Genomic DNA, 17417 nt, shown 5'->3' on the forward strand with positions numbered 1-17417 from the left:
CCCATGGAATACCTTTTAGAACTTGCTGCAAGCCCCACCGCCTGGGTCGCCCTGGCTACGTTGATCGTCATGGAAATCGTGCTCGGCATCGATAACCTGATCTTCATTTCGATCCTGACCAATAAACTGCCCGAGCAGCACCGGCAGAAGGCGCGGCGCATTGGTATCGGCATGGCGCTGATCCTGCGACTGGCGCTGTTGAGCACTATCGCGTTCATCGTCCAGTTGACTGAGCCTGTGATCGATATCTTCGGCCAGACGTTCTCCTGGAAGGACATGATCCTGATTGCCGGCGGCCTGTTCCTGTTGTGGAAGGCGACCACCGAGATCCATCACAGCATGGACCCGGCGCCGGATGATCCTACGTCGGCCACCTCGACCGTGACCCTGGGCTTTGCCGCCGCGATCGGTCAGATCCTGCTGCTGGACATGGTGTTCTCCATCGACAGCATCATTACCGCTGTCGGCATGACCGAGCATTTGCCGATCATGATCATCGCGGTGGTGGTGTCGGTACTGGTGATGTTGCTGGCGGCTGATCCTCTGGCCAAGTTCATCAACGACAACCCGACGGTGGTGATGCTGGCGCTGGGCTTCCTGATCATGATCGGCATGACGCTGATCGCCGAAGGCTTCGGCGCCCATGTACCGAAAGGCTATGTGTATGCGGCCATGGCGTTCTCGGCGACGATCGAGGGTTTGAACATGATGTCGCGACGGTCGAAGCAGAAGCGTTTAGCCACTGAAGCTTAACTCGCGTTAAACGAAACGGCCGCCTGTGCTCGAAAGAGCCAGGCGGCCGTTTTTGTCTGGATAAATAAGGGTGTCGGTCAGTGCGCGGTAGCGTGCTGTTCAGCAGTTTTGTCGGGTTTCGCCACCGGCGTCGACTGAGCCGGATGATGGTGACGGCGGGTAATTCGCAGCACTCCCCATAACATGGCGGCGGCAACGGCCAGCCAGCCAGAAATCAACATCACAATGGTCATTGTCAGGCTCATCAGTGCCTCCTCTTCGCCCTGCTGCGGGCACACACTCTTTGCACATGACAGTCTAGTCGCTGCTGTGTTTCAGGCTGTTGACCAAAGGTCGGCTGTCACCAATCAGTTCGCTCTATCGAATGCCATCATCTGCCGGTTAAGGCTATACCGCTGCCGCGCGGCGTCCTATGATCGACGGCCAAGCCGGGAGCGTGAATGCCTGGCGTCCAAATCAAGAGAGTGATGATGGTGCGGGTATTTTCTCGAATTCGATCTTTAGTGCTGGTCGTTGGCTGCGTTGCAGGTCTGGCTGGCTGCGCGGGGAGTGTGGCACCTGAAATCAAGCGCCTGCCGGAGCGAGTCGAGCTCAGTGGTACGTTCTACCGTGGCGTGGCGAATCAGAGTGGGCCGCAAGTGCTGGCCAGCATGTTGTCCCAGCAAGGCATTGTGATTACGCCAGGTTTGCTCGAAAAACCGTTGCATTTGCCGGGTGCCGAAGCCCAGTTGCAGCAGAACATGCAGAACCTCGCACGCGAGTACGGCATGGTCGTCTATCCCCTCGACAGCAATCTGCCTGCACTGTTGACCCAGGTTGCGGCCGGTTACCCGGTAATGGTGCGTTTCACGGAAGGCTCGGCGTTCTGGGCTGAACCGCGTTACGCCATTCTTGCCGGGTACAACCGTCAGAAGCAGACAGTGCTGCTGCGCTCGGGCATGAATCGTCGGGAGTTGATGGGCTTCGGTTCGTTTGAATCGGCGCTCAAGGATGCCGGTGGCTGGGCCGTGCTGATTCAGAAACCGAATCAACTGCCGGCCAATGTCGATCAACAGCGATGGCTCAAGGCCGCGAGCGACCTTGCCCAGGCAGGTCAAGAGCAGGCGGCCGCCAGGGCGAAGAAAGCGCTGAACGCGCAATAAGTCCGTTCGTCATCTGTCGGGCACCCTTGCACTTTGCCGACTTCAAAGGAATAGGGCCCGAATTTCTCCGGGCCAGACTCAAAGGAGGCGCCCATGGCACATTCCACTACCCCCGTTGGCCCGCACTCGTCTGAGCATTCCTCGGGTGATGAGTTGGGCTTCGATCCCGATTCGCCAGACCTCGCCGATCCTCAGGTCGACCCCATCGGACCTGCCAAGGCGCCCAGGGATGTGAAGCCGGGCGACAATCCCAAGGCCCCCGCGAAGCCTTACGATCCACTCGCCGATCTGAAACCCTGAGCCTTAGTGAGGTGCGTATGTCTACCGATTCGAGTTTCAATGACAAACGTCCGGACAGTGTTCCAACCACCCCTGAAAAAGACATCGACCCCGTGATGGATCCGAACGATCCGTTAAGGGATCCCTTGGCGCGTCCGATGGTAGCGCCAACGGAGCATCCCCATGGCACGAGAGATCCGAGTGCCGGGGACGGCATTCCAGATGACGACCAGATGCCGTTGCCCAATGATTAACGCTGGACGAAAAAAAGCCCCGAGAATAGTCGGGGCTTTCTTTTACCTGTCGTTTACTTATTTCGACGCTTCAACCACGCCGCTCTGACGATGCTTGAGATTCTTGTCGGATTTGTACTGCAAGGCTACAGACGGCACGTTCGTGCCCCTGCCGGTTTCAACCCAGCTGCGGATGCGACTGGCATCGGCAAAGTGTGTGTACTTGCCAAAGGCATCGAGGATGACCAGCGCAACCGGGCGATTGCCCATGCTGGTAACCAGCACCAGGCAGTGACCGGCCTCGTTGGTAAAGCCGGTTTTCGTCAGCTTGATGTCCCAGTTCGGCTTGTTGACCAAATGGTCGGTATTACGGAAACCCAGGCTGTAGTTGGGTTTACGGAACGAGACGGTTTTTTGCTTGGTCGTACTCAGCTCAGTCAGCAGTGGGTACTTGTGCGCAGCGATCAGCAGTTTGCTCAGGTCGCGGGCCGTGGACACGTTGCGAGGGGAGAGGCCGGTGGGTTCGACGAAGTGCGTGCTGGTCATGCCCAGTGCTTTCGCTTTGGCATTCATTGCGGCAATGAACGCGACGTAGCCACCCGGATAATGATGGGCCAGGCTCGCGGCAGCGCGGTTTTCCGAGGACATCAGGGCAATCAGCAGCATTTCCTTGCGCGGCAATTCGCTTTTAAGTTTCACGCGGGAGAACACGCCTTTCATTTCCGGCGTGTCGCTGATGTTGATGGACAGGTATTCGTCCATGTTCTGTTTGGCTTCAACCACGATCAGCCCAGTCATCAGTTTGCTGACGGATGCGATCGGCACAACCACGTCAGGATTGCTGGCATAGATGACTTTGTTGGTCTGCAGATCCATCAGCAATGCGCTGCTAGAAGCGATCTTCAGTGTTGACGTATCTCGCGGCGCCGAAGTGGTATCGGCAGCGTTGACCGTTGGCGTGGTGAAAGTCCCTGTAAATGCAAAAAATAGGCTCAGGATGGAAAGACGGATTTTCACGCTGGCAGACTCGTTAGGTGTGGATAAGCCGTTTTGTAACGGACTGTTTCTTTAAAAACGACGCATTTTAGGAGTATGGCTGAAGAACTGTCGATGGTTGATCAATGAACGGGTGAAACTCATTGAAAACCCCTACAAACAGTAGGTTTCCGGCGAGTGGTAGCGTTTTTTTTCAGGCAAAAAGAACCCCGCCAATGGCGGGGTTCCTTTGTACGTCGCAGCAATGAAAACGCGAACTCAGCCGTGCAGTGTTTCGGCTGCGTACAGCGTGTTTTCCAGCAGACAAGCACGGGTCATCGGGCCAACGCCACCCGGGACTGGAGTGATCCAGCCAGCGCGGGGCAGGGCGGTGTCGTAGATCACGTCACCGACCAGTTTGCCGTCCTCCTGGCGGTTGATGCCGACGTCGATCACGATCGCGCCTTCCTTGATCCACTCACCCTTTACCAGCCCCGGCTTGCCGGCGGCGACCACCACCAGATCGGCACGACCGACGTGGCCTGCCAGATCCTTGGTGAAGCGGTGGGTGACGGTCACGGTGCAGCCGGCCAGCAGCAATTCCATTGCCATCGGGCGGCCAACAATGTTGGAGGCCCCGACAACCACTGCGTCCATCCCGTAGAGATCGACACCGGTGCTTTCCAGCAACGTCATGATGCCTTTAGGGGTGCATGGACGCAGCAGCGGAATACGCTGGGCGAGGCGGCCGACGTTATAAGGGTGGAAACCGTCGACGTCCTTGTCTGGACGAATGCGTTCCAGCAATTTGGAGGCGTCCAGATGTTCAGGTAAAGGAAGCTGAAGCAGAACGCCATCAATCGCCGGGTCGTCGTTCAGGCGATCGATCAGATCGGTCAGCGCATCTTGAGTGGTTTCGGAAGGCAGGTCGTAGGCTTGGGAAATGAAGCCGACCTCTTCACAGTCTTTACGCTTGTGCGAGACATAAACCTGAGAGGCGGGATCGCTGCCGACCAGGATCACCGCGAGACCGGGCGTGCGCAGACCTTGCTGGCGACGCTCGTTGACGCGTTTGGCGATCTGCTGGCGCAGGCTGGCGGCGATCGATTTGCCGTCGATTAGTTGTGCAGTCATTGCGCGTGATTAACCATCGAGAGGGGAAAAAAAGAGAACGCATTCTCGCATGTCATGAGGTGAGGGCAAAGGCGCTTGGTCTGCAAATTCCCCTAACCCCTTTAATTAAATGAATTTTTTTTAAAAAAGAGTTGACGACCTTCAGGGTCACCTATAACATTCGTCGCACTTGTCGGGCACAGCCTAGCACTGGTTAAGAAGGTCAAGCAGAGTTGATGTTTAATTCGGTGAGACTGAAAGCACTTAGTTTGTAATCGTCCAAGAATACAGATTAACAAGGCGCCCGTAGCTCAGCTGGATAGAGCATCCGCCTTCTAAGCGGATGGTCGCAGGTTCGAGTCCTGCCGGGTGCGCCATTAGGCAGCTTTGGCACAAGTAACGCAACATGGCAATATGGTGGGCGTAGCTCAGTTGGTAGAGCACGGGATTGTGACTCCCGTTGTCGAGGGTTCGATCCCCTTCGTCCACCCCATATTTAGAAAGGCGCCAGATTAACAGTCTGGCGCCTTTGCTTTAAAAGCTTGATGCGGATGTGGTGGAATTGGTAGACACACTGGATTTAGGTTCCAGCGCCGCAAGGTGTGAGAGTTCGAGTCTCTCCGTCCGCACCATTACAAGTAGCTATTTAATAGCAGAAAACGGCGCAGCACCTGAAAAGGGCTGCGCCGTTTTTGTTTTAGAAGTCTGAATTTTCAAAGCGGCCGCAGGTTCTGGGTCGAGAGGGTGGCTCGGGTCGTCAGATTTATGTTTCTCGATGATGCTGATTCGCCCGTTGGTCCCCTTGTGGGGTCGACTGTCAGGGATGGATTGCCGATGCCTTCTATATATAGAAGGATTGGTGCAGAGCCTTGGCATGATTGGTTGTATTTGCTAACAGGGCGAGGCACAACCGTTTGTCCCCGCCTATAAATTGCCTGCTGCTTTTTTACCCGTTTTCAGTAGGGTGACTTCTTGAGTTTGACCCACTAGAATGCATGCCCTTGATTCTGGGGTCGGAAACGGCCGGCTAACGTCTGTGCAACGAGGAATATCCATGCAAGTTTCTGTTGAAAATACTTCTGCTCTTGAGCGCCGCATGAGCATCACCGTGCCGGCTGAGCGCATCGAGACTCAGGTCAACAAGCGTCTGCAGCAGACTGCCCAAAAGGCCAAGATTGCTGGCTTCCGTCCAGGCAAAGTGCCAATGAGTGAAATCAAGCGCCGTTTTGGTGCTGATGCACGTCAGGAAGCGGTTGGTGACGTGATCCAGTCTTCTTTCTACGAAGCTGTCGTTGAGCAGAAGCTGAACCCGGCTGGCGCTCCTTCGATCGAGCCGAAATCGCTGGAAGCCGGCAAAGATCTGGAATACGTCGCGATTTTCGAAGTGTTCCCTGAGTTCACCGTTTCCGGTTTCGAAGGTATCGCGGTTGAGCGCCTGAGCGCTGACGTGGCTGATGCCGATCTGGACAAAATGCTGGAAGTGCTGCGCAAGCAGAACACCCGTTTCGAAGTGGCCGATCGCGCTGCTCAAAACGAAGACCAGCTGAACATCGATTTCGTTGGCAAGGTCGACGGCGAAGTGTTCGCTGGCGGTTCCGCCAAAGGTACTCAGCTGGTTCTGGGTTCCGGCCGCATGATCCCTGGTTTTGAAGACGGTCTGGTTGGCGCTAAAGCCGGCGAAGAGCGCGTTCTGAACCTGACCTTCCCAGAGGACTATCAGAACCTCGACCTGGCAGGCAAAACTGCTGAGTTCACCGTGACCGTGAACACTGTTTCCGAGCCAAAACTGCCAGAGCTGACCGAAGAATTCTTCGCTCAATTCGGCATCAAGGAAACTGGTCTGGAAGGCTTCCGCACCGAAGTTCGCAAGAACATGGAGCGTGAACTGCGTCAGGCGATCAAATCCAAGGTCAAGAATCAGGTAATGGACGGTCTGCTGGCCACCAACCCGATCGAAGTGCCTAAGGCTCTGCTGTCCAACGAAGTTGACCGTCTGCGCGTGCAGGCTGTTCAGCAGTTCGGTGGCAACATCAAGCCTGAGCAACTGCCGGCCGAGCTGTTCGAAGAGCAAGCCAAGCGTCGCGTTGTGCTGGGTCTGATCGTGGCTGAAGTGGTCAAGCAATTCGACCTCAAGCCTGACGAAGCCCGCGTTCGTGAAATGATTCAGGAAATGGCTTCGGCTTACCAAGAGCCTGAGCAGGTTGTGTCCTGGTACTACAAGAACGACCAGCAACTGAACGAAGTCCGTTCGGTTGTGCTGGAAGAGCAAGTTGTGGATACTGTTCTGCAGAAAGCTAGCGTGACCGACAAATCGGTCTCTTACGAAGAAGCAGTCAAGCCGGTAGAAGCTCCACAAGCCGACTGATCGTTTTTGCGGTAAGAAGTACACACCATAAGCCAGCCTTCGTGCTGGCTTATGCGTATTCAAGACATAACTATTTGGGAGTGACTGCAGAGCATGTTCCGTAATTCGTATATTCAGCAGAACTCTGATATCCAGGCCGCAGGCGGCCTGGTCCCGATGGTTGTCGAGCAGTCTGCTCGTGGCGAGCGCGCCTATGACATCTACTCACGCCTTCTCAAGGAGCGAGTGATCTTTCTGGTTGGTCCGGTAGAGGACTACATGGCCAACCTGATCTGTGCGCAACTGCTGTTCCTTGAAGCGGAAAACCCGGACAAGGACATCCATCTCTATATCAACTCCCCGGGCGGTTCGGTGACGGCGGGCATGTCGATCTATGACACCATGCAGTTCATCAAGCCAAACGTGTCGACTACCTGTATCGGTCAAGCGTGCAGCATGGGTGCGTTTCTACTGACGGCCGGTGCCCCCGGCAAGCGTTACTGCTTGCCGAACTCGCGTGTGATGATTCACCAGCCACTGGGCGGTTTCCAGGGCCAGGCTTCGGATATCGAAATCCATGCCAAGGAAATCCTCTTCATTCGTGAGCGTCTCAACACGCTGATGGCCAAGCATAGCGGGCACACTCTTGAAGAAATCGAGCGCGATACCAACCGCGATAATTTCATGAGTGCAGAAGCTGCGCGTGAATACGGGTTGATCGATGAAGTGATCAGCCAGCGCCCCGCTTAAAATAAGCAGCTCAAAATAGGGTTGGTCGGCGCGTCCGATCACCTGCGGGCTTGAAAAAGCCCGCAATAGCCTTCATCTTGTGTTGCAAGCCTATCGGATTTGGATCGAACGAATGACTGACACCCGCAACGGCGAGGACAACGGCAAGCTGCTCTATTGCTCCTTCTGTGGCAAAAGCCAGCATGAAGTGCGCAAATTGATTGCCGGTCCCTCGGTGTTTATCTGCGACGAGTGCGTCGACCTGTGCAATGACATCATCCGTGAGGAGGTGCAGGAAGCCCAGGCCGAAAGCAGCGCGCATAAATTGCCTTCGCCTAAAGAAATCAGCGGCATCCTTGATCAGTACGTGATTGGTCAGGAACGTGCGAAAAAGGTTCTGGCCGTAGCGGTGTACAACCACTACAAGCGCCTGAACCAGCGTGACAAAAAGAATGACGATGTCGAACTTGGCAAGAGCAACATCTTGCTGATCGGCCCGACAGGCTCGGGTAAAACCCTGCTTGCCGAAACACTGGCCCGCTTGCTGAACGTTCCGTTCACCATCGCCGACGCAACCACCCTCACCGAGGCAGGTTACGTGGGTGAAGATGTCGAAAACATCATTCAGAAGCTGCTGCAGAAGTGCGATTACGACGTAGAAAAGGCCCAAATGGGTATTGTCTACATCGATGAGATCGACAAGATCTCGCGCAAGTCTGACAACCCGTCGATCACCCGGGACGTTTCCGGTGAAGGCGTGCAGCAGGCCCTGCTCAAGTTGATCGAAGGTACGGTCGCTTCCGTTCCGCCTCAAGGTGGACGCAAGCATCCGCAGCAGGAATTCCTTCAGGTTGACACCCGTAACATCCTGTTCATCTGTGGTGGTGCGTTCTCCGGTCTGGAAAAGGTTATTCAAAACCGTTCCACCAAGGGCGGCATCGGTTTCAACGCGGAAGTGCGCAGCAAGGAAGAAGGCAAGAAAGTCGGTGAGTCCCTGCGTGAAGTCGAGCCTGACGATCTGGTCAAGTTCGGTCTGATCCCGGAATTCGTCGGTCGTCTGCCGGTACTTGCCACGCTGGACGAGCTTGATGAGGCTGCGCTGATGCAGATTCTCACCGAGCCGAAAAATGCTCTGACCAAACAGTATGCCAAGCTGTTCGAGATGGAAGGTGTGGACCTGGAATTCCGGGCCGACGCTCTGAAATCGGTCGCCAAACGTGCCCTGGAACGCAAAACCGGTGCCCGTGGACTGCGTTCGATTCTCGAAGGTGTATTGCTCGACACTATGTATGAAATTCCCTCGCAGTCCGAGGTGAGTAAAGTAGTGATCGACGAAAGCGTTATAGAAGGCAAGTCCAAGCCACTGTATATCTACGAAAACAGTGAGCCGGCTGCCAAGGCAGCGCCAGACGCCTAAGCGTCACGCTGCTGGAATAAAGAAGGGGCCTTCGGGCCCCTTTGCTTTTTGCGCGTTTTAACACCTTCTTTAAGCTTGTTTTTTTTGAAGGTAGCCCCCATCTTGGTTTCAAGCTCACTTCCATCTGTTTACGGCCTTATGGCCGCCGTAGAGGCGAAATCATGAAGACAACCATCGAATTGCCTCTCCTGCCATTGCGTGATGTTGTGGTTTATCCGCACATGGTTATCCCGCTGTTCGTGGGGCGCGAGAAATCCATCGAAGCCCTCGAGGCAGCGATGACGGGCGACAAGCAGATCCTTCTGCTGGCTCAGAGAAACCCTGCTGACGACGATCCCGGTGAAGATGCACTTTATCGCGTAGGTACCATTGCTACCGTTCTACAGCTGCTCAAGCTGCCTGACGGCACGGTCAAGGTTTTGGTTGAAGGTGAGCAGCGGGGCGCCGTTGAGCGTTTCAGCGAAGTGGACGGCCACTGCCGTGCCGAAGTCTCGTTGATCGACGAAGTCGACGCGCCAGAGCGCGAGTCGGAAGTGTTCGTACGCAGCCTGCTGGCTCAGTTCGAACAATATGTGCAGCTGGGCAAGAAAGTCCCGGCTGAAGTCCTGTCGTCGCTCAACAGCATCGACGAACCAGGCCGCCTGGTCGACACCATGGCCGCACACATGGCCCTGAAGATCGAGCAGAAGCAGGAAATCCTCGAAATCATCGATTTGTCGGCCCGGGTCGAGCACGTTTTGGCGTTGCTGGATGCCGAGATCGACCTGCTGCAAGTCGAAAAACGCATTCGCGGTCGCGTCAAAAAACAAATGGAGCGCAGCCAGCGCGAGTACTACCTGAATGAGCAGATGAAGGCCATTCAGAAAGAGCTCGGCGACAGCGACGAAGGCCACAACGAAATCGAAGAGCTGAAAAAGCGCATCGATGCCGCCGGCCTGCCGAAAGACGCCTTGGCCAAAGCCCAGGGTGAACTGAACAAGTTGAAACAAATGTCGCCAATGTCTGCGGAAGCGACCGTGGTGCGCTCGTATATTGACTGGCTGGTTCAGGTGCCGTGGAAGGCACAGAGCAAAGTGCGCCTGGATCTGGCGCGCGCTGAAGACATTCTCGATGCAGACCACTATGGTCTGGAAGAAGTCAAAGAGCGGATCCTCGAATACCTCGCCGTGCAGAAGCGAGTGAAGAAAATTCGTGGTCCGGTGTTGTGCCTGGTCGGCCCTCCTGGGGTGGGTAAAACCTCTCTGGCGGAGTCGATTGCTCACGCCACCAACCGCAAATTCGTGCGCATGGCCCTCGGTGGCGTGCGTGATGAAGCGGAAATTCGTGGTCATCGCCGTACTTATATCGGTTCGATGCCAGGAAGATTGATTCAAAAGATGACAAAAGTGGGCGTCCGCAACCCGCTGTTCCTGCTCGATGAAATCGACAAAATGGGCAGCGACATGCGTGGCGATCCGGCGTCGGCGTTGCTGGAAGTGCTCGACCCTGAGCAGAACCACAACTTCAACGATCACTATCTGGAAGTCGACTACGACCTGTCCGATGTGATGTTCCTTTGCACCTCGAACTCCATGAACATTCCACCAGCCTTGCTGGACCGGATGGAAGTGATTCGTCTGCCGGGTTACACCGAAGACGAAAAGATCAACATCGCCGTCAAATACCTTTCGCCAAAGCAGATTACGGCTAACGGTTTGAAAAAAGGCGAGCTGGAATTCGACGCCGAAGCGATCCGCGACATCATCCGCTACTACACCCGCGAAGCCGGTGTACGTGGGCTGGAGCGCCAGATTGCCAAGGTTTGCCGCAAGGCGGTCAAAGAGCATGCAATGGAAAAGCGCTTCTCGGTGAAGGTCACTGCCGAGATGCTGGAACACTTCCTGGGTGTGCGCAAATTCCGCTACGGTCTGGCCGAATCGCAGGATCAGATCGGTCAGGTCACCGGGCTGGCGTGGACTCAGGTGGGTGGCGAATTGCTGACTATCGAAGCCGCAGTCGTACCGGGTAAAGGCCAGTTGATCAAGACCGGTTCCTTGGGTGACGTCATGGTCGAATCGATCACTGCGGCCTTGACCGTTGTTCGCAGTCGCGCGAAGAGCCTGGGGATTCCCCTGGACTTCCACGAGAAGCGCGACACGCATATCCACATGCCGGAAGGGGCGACCCCGAAGGACGGCCCTAGCGCCGGCGTGGGCATGTGCACGGCTCTGGTGTCGGCATTGACCGGGATCCCTGTGCGCGCGGACGTCGCCATGACTGGCGAAATTACGCTGCGTGGTCAGGTGCTGGCGATTGGCGGTTTGAAAGAAAAACTGCTCGCTGCTCACCGTGGCGGAATCAAGACGGTGATCATTCCTGAAGAGAACGTACGCGATCTGAAGGAAATTCCTGACAATATCAAGCAAGATCTGCAGATTAAACCGGTTAAATGGATTGACGAGGTCCTGCAAATTGCGCTGCAATACGCGCCGGAGCCCTTGCCAGATGTAGCTCCAGAGATAGTTGCAAAGGATGAAAAACGCGAGTCTGACTCTAAGGAAAGAATTAGCACGCATTAGTACGCATTTGCCTGGGTGGCTTGTTGACAGCTTTTTAGAGCCCTTGTTATAAAGCGGCTCTTAAGTGTCTGTAGGCCATTCAGCACTCGTTTTTGCTTTCACCAAAAAACTTAGAATCATACTCAAATAGATATAAGGGGACTTAGAGTGAACAAGTCGGAACTGATTGATGCTATCGCTGCATCCGCTGATATCCCGAAAGCTGCTGCTGGCCGTGCGCTGGACGCTGTAATCGAATCCGTCACTGGCGCTCTCAAGGCTGGTGACTCTGTTGTTCTGGTTGGTTTCGGTACTTTCTCCGTAACTGATCGTCCAGCTCGCATTGGTCGTAACCCACAGACCGGTAAGACGCTGGAAATCGCAGCTGCTAAAAAACCAGGTTTCAAAGCCGGTAAAGCACTGAAAGAAGCTGTCAACTAAGTTCGATTCAGGTTTTTGCCTATCCGGGTCGGGGTCATGCCTGACCTGGCAGCGGAGCGGTAGTCCAGTCGGCGAGTCGCCGATCCGAGACGCCGAGGCTCGCAAGTTCGAGTCATCGGTCCGCTCCGCCAGTTACGAGAAGGCGCATCCTCGGATGCGCCTTTCTTCTATCCGGATTCTACCCACGCTCCACGGTTGCCTAATTTTGAAGTTCAACCGTTTCTGGGGGACGCATGCTGCAGAATATCAGGGACAATTCACAAGGCTGGATTGCCAAGACCATTATCGGGATCATCGTTGTACTGATGGCTTTCACCGGTATCGAGGCCATTTTCCAGGCGACGACCAACAGCCAGGATGCGGCCAAGGTCAATGGTGAAGAAATCAGCCAGAACGAGCTGAGCCAGGCGGTCGATATGCAACGCCGTCAGCTCATGCAACAGCTGGGCAAGGATTTCGATGCTTCCTTGCTCGACGAAAAAATGCTGCGCGAATCTGCGCTCAAAGGCTTGATCGATCGCAAGCTGCTGCTGCAAGGCGCAGAAGATTCGAAATTCGCCTTTTCTGAAGCCGCTTTGGACCAAGTGATCTTGCAAACGCCTGAATTCCAGGTCGATGGCAAGTTCAGCGCCGAGCGTTTCGACCAGGTGATTCGCCAGCTCGGCTACAGCCGCATGCAATTCCGCCAGATGCTGGCTCAGGAAATGCTGATCGGTCAGCTGCGCGCTGGTCTGGCAGGTAGCGGTTTCGTCACCGACGCACAGGTTCTGGCATTCGCCCGTCTGGAAAAACAGACCCGCGATTTCGCTTCGCTGAACGTCAAGACTGACCCGGCGGCTGTGAAGCTGACCGACGATGAAGTCAAAGCCTACTACGACGAACACGCCAAGGAATTCATGACGCCGGATCAGGTGGTCATTGATTACCTCGAGTTGAAGAAGGCTTCCTTCTTTGATCAGGTCAGCGTCAAGGACGAAGACCTGCAAGCGGCGTATCAGAAAGAAACCGCGAACCTGTCGGAACAACGCCGGGCCGCGCACATTCTGATCGAAGTGAACGACAAAGTGACTGAAGCGCAAGCCAAGGCCAAGATCGAGGAGATCCAGGCACGTCTGGCAAAAGGCGAGAAGTTCGAAGCTCTGGCCAAGGAATTCTCCCAGGACCCGGGTTCGGCCAACAACGGCGGCGACCTCGGCTACGCAGGTCCTGGTGTCTACGATCCAGCCTTCGAAACAGCGCTGTATGCGTTGGCCAAGGATCAGGTCTCGGCACCGGTCCGCACCGACTTCGGTTTCCACCTGATCAAGCTGTTGGGTGTCGAAGCTCCTGAAGTGCCGACGCTCGCCAGCCTGAAAGACAAACTGACCCGTGAGCTGAAAACCCAGCAGGTCGAGCAGCGTTTCGTTGAGGCAACCAAGCAACTGGAAGACTCGTCGTTCGAAGCCTCCGATCTGGCTCAGCCGGCGCAGGACCTGAAGCTCACTGTTCATACGTCCAAACCGTTCGGCCGTGAAGGTGGCGAAGGTGTTGCGGCCAACCGTGCCGTGATCACTGCTGCGTTCAGCCCTGAAGTGCTGGATGAGGGTGCCAACAGCACCGCCATCGAGCTCGATCCGGAAACCGTGATCGTGCTGCGCGCCAAGGAGCACCTGAAGCCTGCGCAACTGCCGCTGGAAAGCGTAGCTGCCAGTATTCGCGTGCAATTGGCCAAGGAACACGCCAGTGCTGCCGCCAAGACCAAGGCTGAAGAGCTGATTGTCAGCCTGCGCGATGGCAAGACTCCACTGGACAAAGCGATCGACGGTCAGAGCTGGAAAGTGACCCAGGCAGCTACTCGTGGCCAGGAAGGGGTTGACCCAACCGTGCTGCAGGCGCTGTTCCGCATGCCGAAGCCCGCCGCCAAGGACAAGCCGACTTTCAGCAGCGTGACCCTGGCCGATGGTAGCCTGGTGATTGTGCGTCTGAACGGCGTGAACGAAGCGGCTGCGCCGACCGAAGAAGAGAAGGCTCAATACCGTCGCTTCCTCGCTTCGCGCATTGGCCAGCAAGACTTTGCGGCCTACCGCAAACTGCTGGAAAGCCAGGCTGAGATCAAACGCTTCTGATGCCTGACTGAGTTTTGCGCTACAAAAGAGACCCCGGCCGAAAGGCTGGGGTTTTTTGTTTCAGCGTGCGGAAGGGAAACCGTCGGTCCGGGCATTCGCCGTAGCCAGCAACGTCAGTACCAGTAACGCTGCGACCACCCACGGGAACGACATCACCCCCAGGCTATCGAGCAACAATCCTCCCGCCAGGCCTCCGCCAGCAATCCCGATATTCCACATCGTCACCAGCATGGACTGCGCAGTGTCCGCCGCATCCCCGGCCGTTTTCGCCGAAGCGGTCTGCAACAGCGAAGGCATCGCCCCGAACGCCAATCCCCAGACGGCCACCGCGCCATAGACCACCGCCGCCGATTCGCCCCAAAAGCCGAGCACCAGAGCCGACACAATGAACAGCCCGCCGCTGATGAGCACCAGCTCGCGCAACCAGCGGTCGATCAGGCTGCCAACGATCCAGATGCTCAACACTGACGCCAGGCCGAAGACCAGCAGTACTCGATCAATGGTTGCGGCAAGTCCGGACGGCTGCAGGAAAGGGGCGATGTAGGTGTAGAGAATGTTGTGAGCCAGCACGTAGGAAACGGTCACGAACAGTACTGAGCGAAGTCCCGGCAGGGCAAACACCTTGCGCAGCGGCAAGCGTTTTTCGGCGATTTGGCCGGGAAAGTCCGGAACCTGCCAGCGTACCCAGATGATCAGTATCAAGGTCAGTGCCGTCATGATCGCAAAACTCAGCCGCCAACCCACGACCGTGCCCAGCAACGTCCCGGCAGGTACTCCGAGCGACAGTGCCAGCGGTGCACCGAGCATCGCCACGGCAATGGCCCGGCCTTGCAGGTGCGATGCCACCATGCGGCTGGCATAACCGGCCACCAGTGCCCAGAGCAGCCCGGCGAAGATGCCGGCAAACAATCTGGCGATCAGTGTCAGCGCATAGTCAGTGGAAAGTGCGGTGATGCTGTTGACGATGGCAAAGCCGCCAATCGCCGTCAGCAGCAAAGGACGGCGGCGCCATCCGCGAGTGGCGATGATGAGCGGGATTGCCGCTAGCAGCGAGCCGATGGCGTACATCGTCACCAGTTGCCCGACCAACGCTTGCGAGATATTCAGGTCCGCGCTCATCTGCGGCAACAGCCCGGCGGGCATCGCCTCCGTCAGTACGGTAATGAAACCGGCGGTGGCCAGGGCGAGCAGGCCACTGAGGGGCAGGCGTTCACGGGTTTGTGCTTCGGTGCGCAATGATTGCACGGTCAATTCGGGTTCGTTCATGCGCTCAGGTCCCTGTCAGTGAGTAGCCAAGGACAGAGCGTAGGGCGCTGCGCTTCCCGGAAAAACAGGTTAAGGTTCCGAACATATCGGACATGGATGTCGTTAATCGCGAGGGTAACGGATTGGATAGCCTAGGCAGTATTGCCGTGTTTGTGCAGGTGGCGGAGACACGCAGCTTCACGCAAGCCGCGCGTTTGATTGGGGTATCGTCATCGGCGATCGGCAAGAGCATCGCCCGCACCGAGACGCGGTTGGGCGTGCGCCTGTTTCATCGCAGCACCCGCAGCATTACCCTGACATCGGAAGGTGCGCTGTTCCTGGAGCGCTGTCGCAAGATCCTGGCCGAGGTCGAGGCCGCCGAATACGAGATGTGTAATGCCGCGTCGGCGCCTCACGGCAAGCTGCGGATAAGCCTGCCTCTGGTGCCCGGACTGGTAATGCCGGTGCTCACGGAGTTCATGGCGCTGTTTCCGGACATCGAACTGGATATCGATTTGTCCGACCGTATGGTCGACGTGGTCGAGGAGGGCTTCGATGCGGTGGTGCGAACCGGCAATCCCAAGGATTCCCGACTGATGGCTCGGCCGCTCGGCGGATTTAGAATGGTGCTGGTCGCCACGACTGAGTATTTCAAGGCCCACGGTGTACCGCAAACACCCACGGATCTCGCAAGTCATGCCTGCCTGCGTCACACCTTTCACGCCACCGGCAAGCTGGAGCCTTGGCCTTTGCGTCGCGAGGCTGGCGACCCAGAGCCGGTGCTGCCGACGCGGATGGTCAGTACCTCGATCGAAGCCGTGAGTTTTGTGGCCCTTCAGGGGATGGGCATTGCCTGTTTGCCGGACTTTATGGTCCATGATCACGTGAGACACGGCAGGCTGCAACGGGTGCTCGACGATCACTTGGAGCACGCTGGCACATTCTGGATCCTTTGGCCCTCCAGTCGGCACGCAGCCGCCAAGCTGCGGGCGTTCATCGATCATTTATGCGCGCGACTTTTTCCTGCAAGCGATGGTCAGTAACTCTGTAACCGTTTTAAGACACTAATCGATACTCCGCTAAGCATCGATCTGTTGCACAATACGCCCCGGACCGTTTTCCTCAGGATGTTCAATGTTTAAATCATTTCCCATGCGTGTTGCAGGGCTGGCGTTGGTGCTGGCCGCAGCGGCCGGTTGCTCGTCGAAGAAAGCCCCTATCTATGAGCATGAGAATTTCGCTGACTCCGGAACGTTTTCGCGCAGCTACCCGGTGACGGATGCGCAGACGTGCGAAGCCGCCCGTCGGGCGTTGCTCAGCCAGGGCTACATCATTACCAGCTCCGACCCGAAACTGGTCAGCGGACACAAAAGCTTCCAGCAGACCGGCGAGACCCACATGGAGATCAGCTTCAGTGTGGTCTGTGCCGATGACGGCAGTGAGGGGCTCCACGCGACCATGTTCGCCAACGCCCTGCAGGATCGTTATGCGCTGAAGAAGACCAACAACTCCGCCAGCGTTGGTGTGGGCGTGCTGGGTTCTGTGTCGATGCCGATCGGCTCGTCCGACGACTCGATGGTCAAGGTTGCCAGCGAAACCGTATCGTCGCCCAAGTTCTACGAGCGTTTCTTTACCCTGGTCGAGTTGTTCCTGCCGCCGGAAGCGAAAAAGGCCGCGCACATCAAGGATAAGCCGAAACCCGATCTCGGCGTGCCCGAAGCCAAGGCCGCACCGGCTCCGTTGGCGCCGACCCCGGCACCTGCGGCAGAACCTGCGCCGGCACCTGCCGAAGCTGCTCCAGCAGCCTCTGAGCCGGTTGCACCGCCGCCTGAAGCCGCTCCGATTGCTCCGGCCGAGAACGCCGAGCCGGCATCGACCACGGAAACGGTCACTCCGCCGCCCCAATCAAGCCTGCCTCCACCCACCGAGCCTATTTCTGCCATTCCTGTATCAGGCCAGTAATCGTGCTCTGACGCTGCGGGATCAGGTCAGACGACACCGATCCCGCAGCGGCGCTTTTAAATTGATCCGCGTCAACCCAGGCCGTTGTCCTACGGCCTGTATCGAAAAAATCCTGTGATAAATTCCTGACGGCCTGCTACGT

The 17417-nt window shown here is 56.7% G+C and carries 15 protein-coding genes, 3 tRNA genes and 1 pseudogene; 15 read left to right on the forward strand and 4 right to left on the reverse strand.

The window, feature by feature from the left end; translation table 11 throughout:
- The first annotated feature begins 3 nt into the window (after window positions 1-3).
- Window positions 4-753 (forward strand): TerC family protein, encoded by a 750-nt coding sequence (locus ACA056_RS09350; RefSeq protein WP_497272151.1) that lies wholly within the window; start codon window positions 4-6, stop codon window positions 751-753.
- A gap of 77 nt (window positions 754-830) precedes the next feature.
- Here ACA056_RS09350 and ACA056_RS09355 read toward each other — a convergent pair whose 3' ends face one another.
- Complete coding sequence (locus ACA056_RS09355) at window positions 831-998, reverse strand: hypothetical protein (RefSeq protein ID WP_165934015.1); 168 nt, start codon at window positions 996-998, stop codon at window positions 831-833.
- A 167-nt stretch (window positions 999-1165) separates the two neighbouring features.
- Between ACA056_RS09355 and ACA056_RS09360 the strand changes: the two are divergent.
- From ACA056_RS09360 to ACA056_RS09370, 3 genes and pseudogenes are all read left to right on the forward strand, one after another.
- A pseudogene (locus ACA056_RS09360) lies at window positions 1166-1895 on the forward strand (peptidase C39 family protein).
- Window positions 1896-1988: 93 nt separating this feature from the next.
- A complete protein-coding gene (locus tag ACA056_RS09365; RefSeq protein WP_027925384.1) occupies window positions 1989-2195 on the forward strand; it encodes a DUF6021 family protein in 207 nt (68 codons plus the stop codon).
- A 17-nt stretch (window positions 2196-2212) separates the two neighbouring features.
- Window positions 2213-2428: a hypothetical protein gene (locus ACA056_RS09370; protein ID WP_497272153.1), complete on the forward strand. Its 216-nt coding sequence runs from the start codon at window positions 2213-2215 to the stop codon at window positions 2426-2428.
- 57 nt (window positions 2429-2485) lie between these two features.
- Here ACA056_RS09370 and pbpG read toward each other — a convergent pair whose 3' ends face one another.
- Together pbpG and folD are read right to left on the reverse strand one after the other, a co-directional pair.
- Window positions 2486-3424, reverse strand: coding sequence for a D-alanyl-D-alanine endopeptidase (gene pbpG / locus ACA056_RS09375; RefSeq protein WP_497272155.1), 939 nt, complete (start codon window positions 3422-3424; stop codon window positions 2486-2488).
- Window positions 3425-3661: 237 nt separating this feature from the next.
- Entirely contained in the window at window positions 3662-4516 is an 855-nt protein-coding gene (folD, locus tag ACA056_RS09380) for a bifunctional methylenetetrahydrofolate dehydrogenase/methenyltetrahydrofolate cyclohydrolase FolD (RefSeq protein ID WP_497272157.1), read from the reverse strand.
- Between the two features lie 279 nt (window positions 4517-4795).
- Here folD and ACA056_RS09385 point away from each other — a divergent pair.
- The 9 genes from ACA056_RS09385 (at window position 4796) to ACA056_RS09425 (ending at window position 14068) form a co-directional block, all read left to right on the forward strand.
- Window positions 4796-4872 (forward strand) — tRNA-Arg (locus ACA056_RS09385).
- Window positions 4873-4912: 40 nt separating this feature from the next.
- A tRNA-His gene (locus tag ACA056_RS09390) sits at window positions 4913-4988 on the forward strand.
- Between the two features lie 54 nt (window positions 4989-5042).
- Window positions 5043-5127 (forward strand) — tRNA-Leu (locus tag ACA056_RS09395).
- 422 nt (window positions 5128-5549) lie between these two features.
- Entirely contained in the window at window positions 5550-6860 is a 1311-nt protein-coding gene (tig, locus tag ACA056_RS09400) for a trigger factor (protein ID WP_497272159.1), read from the forward strand.
- A 93-nt stretch (window positions 6861-6953) separates the two neighbouring features.
- Window positions 6954-7589 (forward strand): ATP-dependent Clp endopeptidase proteolytic subunit ClpP, encoded by a 636-nt coding sequence (gene clpP / locus ACA056_RS09405; RefSeq protein WP_046047575.1) that lies wholly within the window; start codon window positions 6954-6956, stop codon window positions 7587-7589.
- 112 nt (window positions 7590-7701) lie between these two features.
- A complete protein-coding gene (gene clpX / locus ACA056_RS09410; RefSeq protein WP_007946893.1) occupies window positions 7702-8985 on the forward strand; it encodes an ATP-dependent Clp protease ATP-binding subunit ClpX in 1284 nt (427 codons plus the stop codon).
- Between the two features lie 161 nt (window positions 8986-9146).
- On the forward strand, window positions 9147-11543 hold the full coding sequence (gene lon, locus ACA056_RS09415) for an endopeptidase La (RefSeq protein WP_027926069.1): 2397 nt from the start codon (window positions 9147-9149) through the stop codon (window positions 11541-11543).
- A 147-nt stretch (window positions 11544-11690) separates the two neighbouring features.
- Window positions 11691-11963, forward strand: a complete 273-nt coding sequence (locus ACA056_RS09420; RefSeq protein WP_002552737.1) for an HU family DNA-binding protein — start codon at window positions 11691-11693, stop codon at window positions 11961-11963.
- Window positions 11964-12196: 233 nt separating this feature from the next.
- Entirely contained in the window at window positions 12197-14068 is a 1872-nt protein-coding gene (locus ACA056_RS09425; protein WP_497272177.1) for a SurA N-terminal domain-containing protein, read from the forward strand.
- Between the two features lie 60 nt (window positions 14069-14128).
- On the opposite strand, the gene ACA056_RS09430 is transcribed toward ACA056_RS09425, so the two are convergent.
- Entirely contained in the window at window positions 14129-15334 is a 1206-nt protein-coding gene (locus ACA056_RS09430; RefSeq protein WP_497272179.1) for an MFS transporter, read from the reverse strand.
- A 122-nt stretch (window positions 15335-15456) separates the two neighbouring features.
- Here ACA056_RS09430 and ACA056_RS09435 point away from each other — a divergent pair, with 122 nt between their 5' ends.
- Both ACA056_RS09435 and ACA056_RS09440 read left to right on the forward strand, forming a co-directional pair.
- On the forward strand, window positions 15457-16356 hold the full coding sequence (locus ACA056_RS09435) for a LysR family transcriptional regulator (RefSeq protein ID WP_497272181.1): 900 nt from the start codon (window positions 15457-15459) through the stop codon (window positions 16354-16356).
- A 91-nt stretch (window positions 16357-16447) separates the two neighbouring features.
- Window positions 16448-17275, forward strand: a complete 828-nt coding sequence (locus ACA056_RS09440) for a DUF2242 domain-containing protein (RefSeq protein WP_497272183.1) — start codon at window positions 16448-16450, stop codon at window positions 17273-17275.
- Window positions 17276-17417: the final 142 nt, after the last annotated feature.

The organism is Pseudomonas sp. LBUM1666, assembly GCF_059695775.1.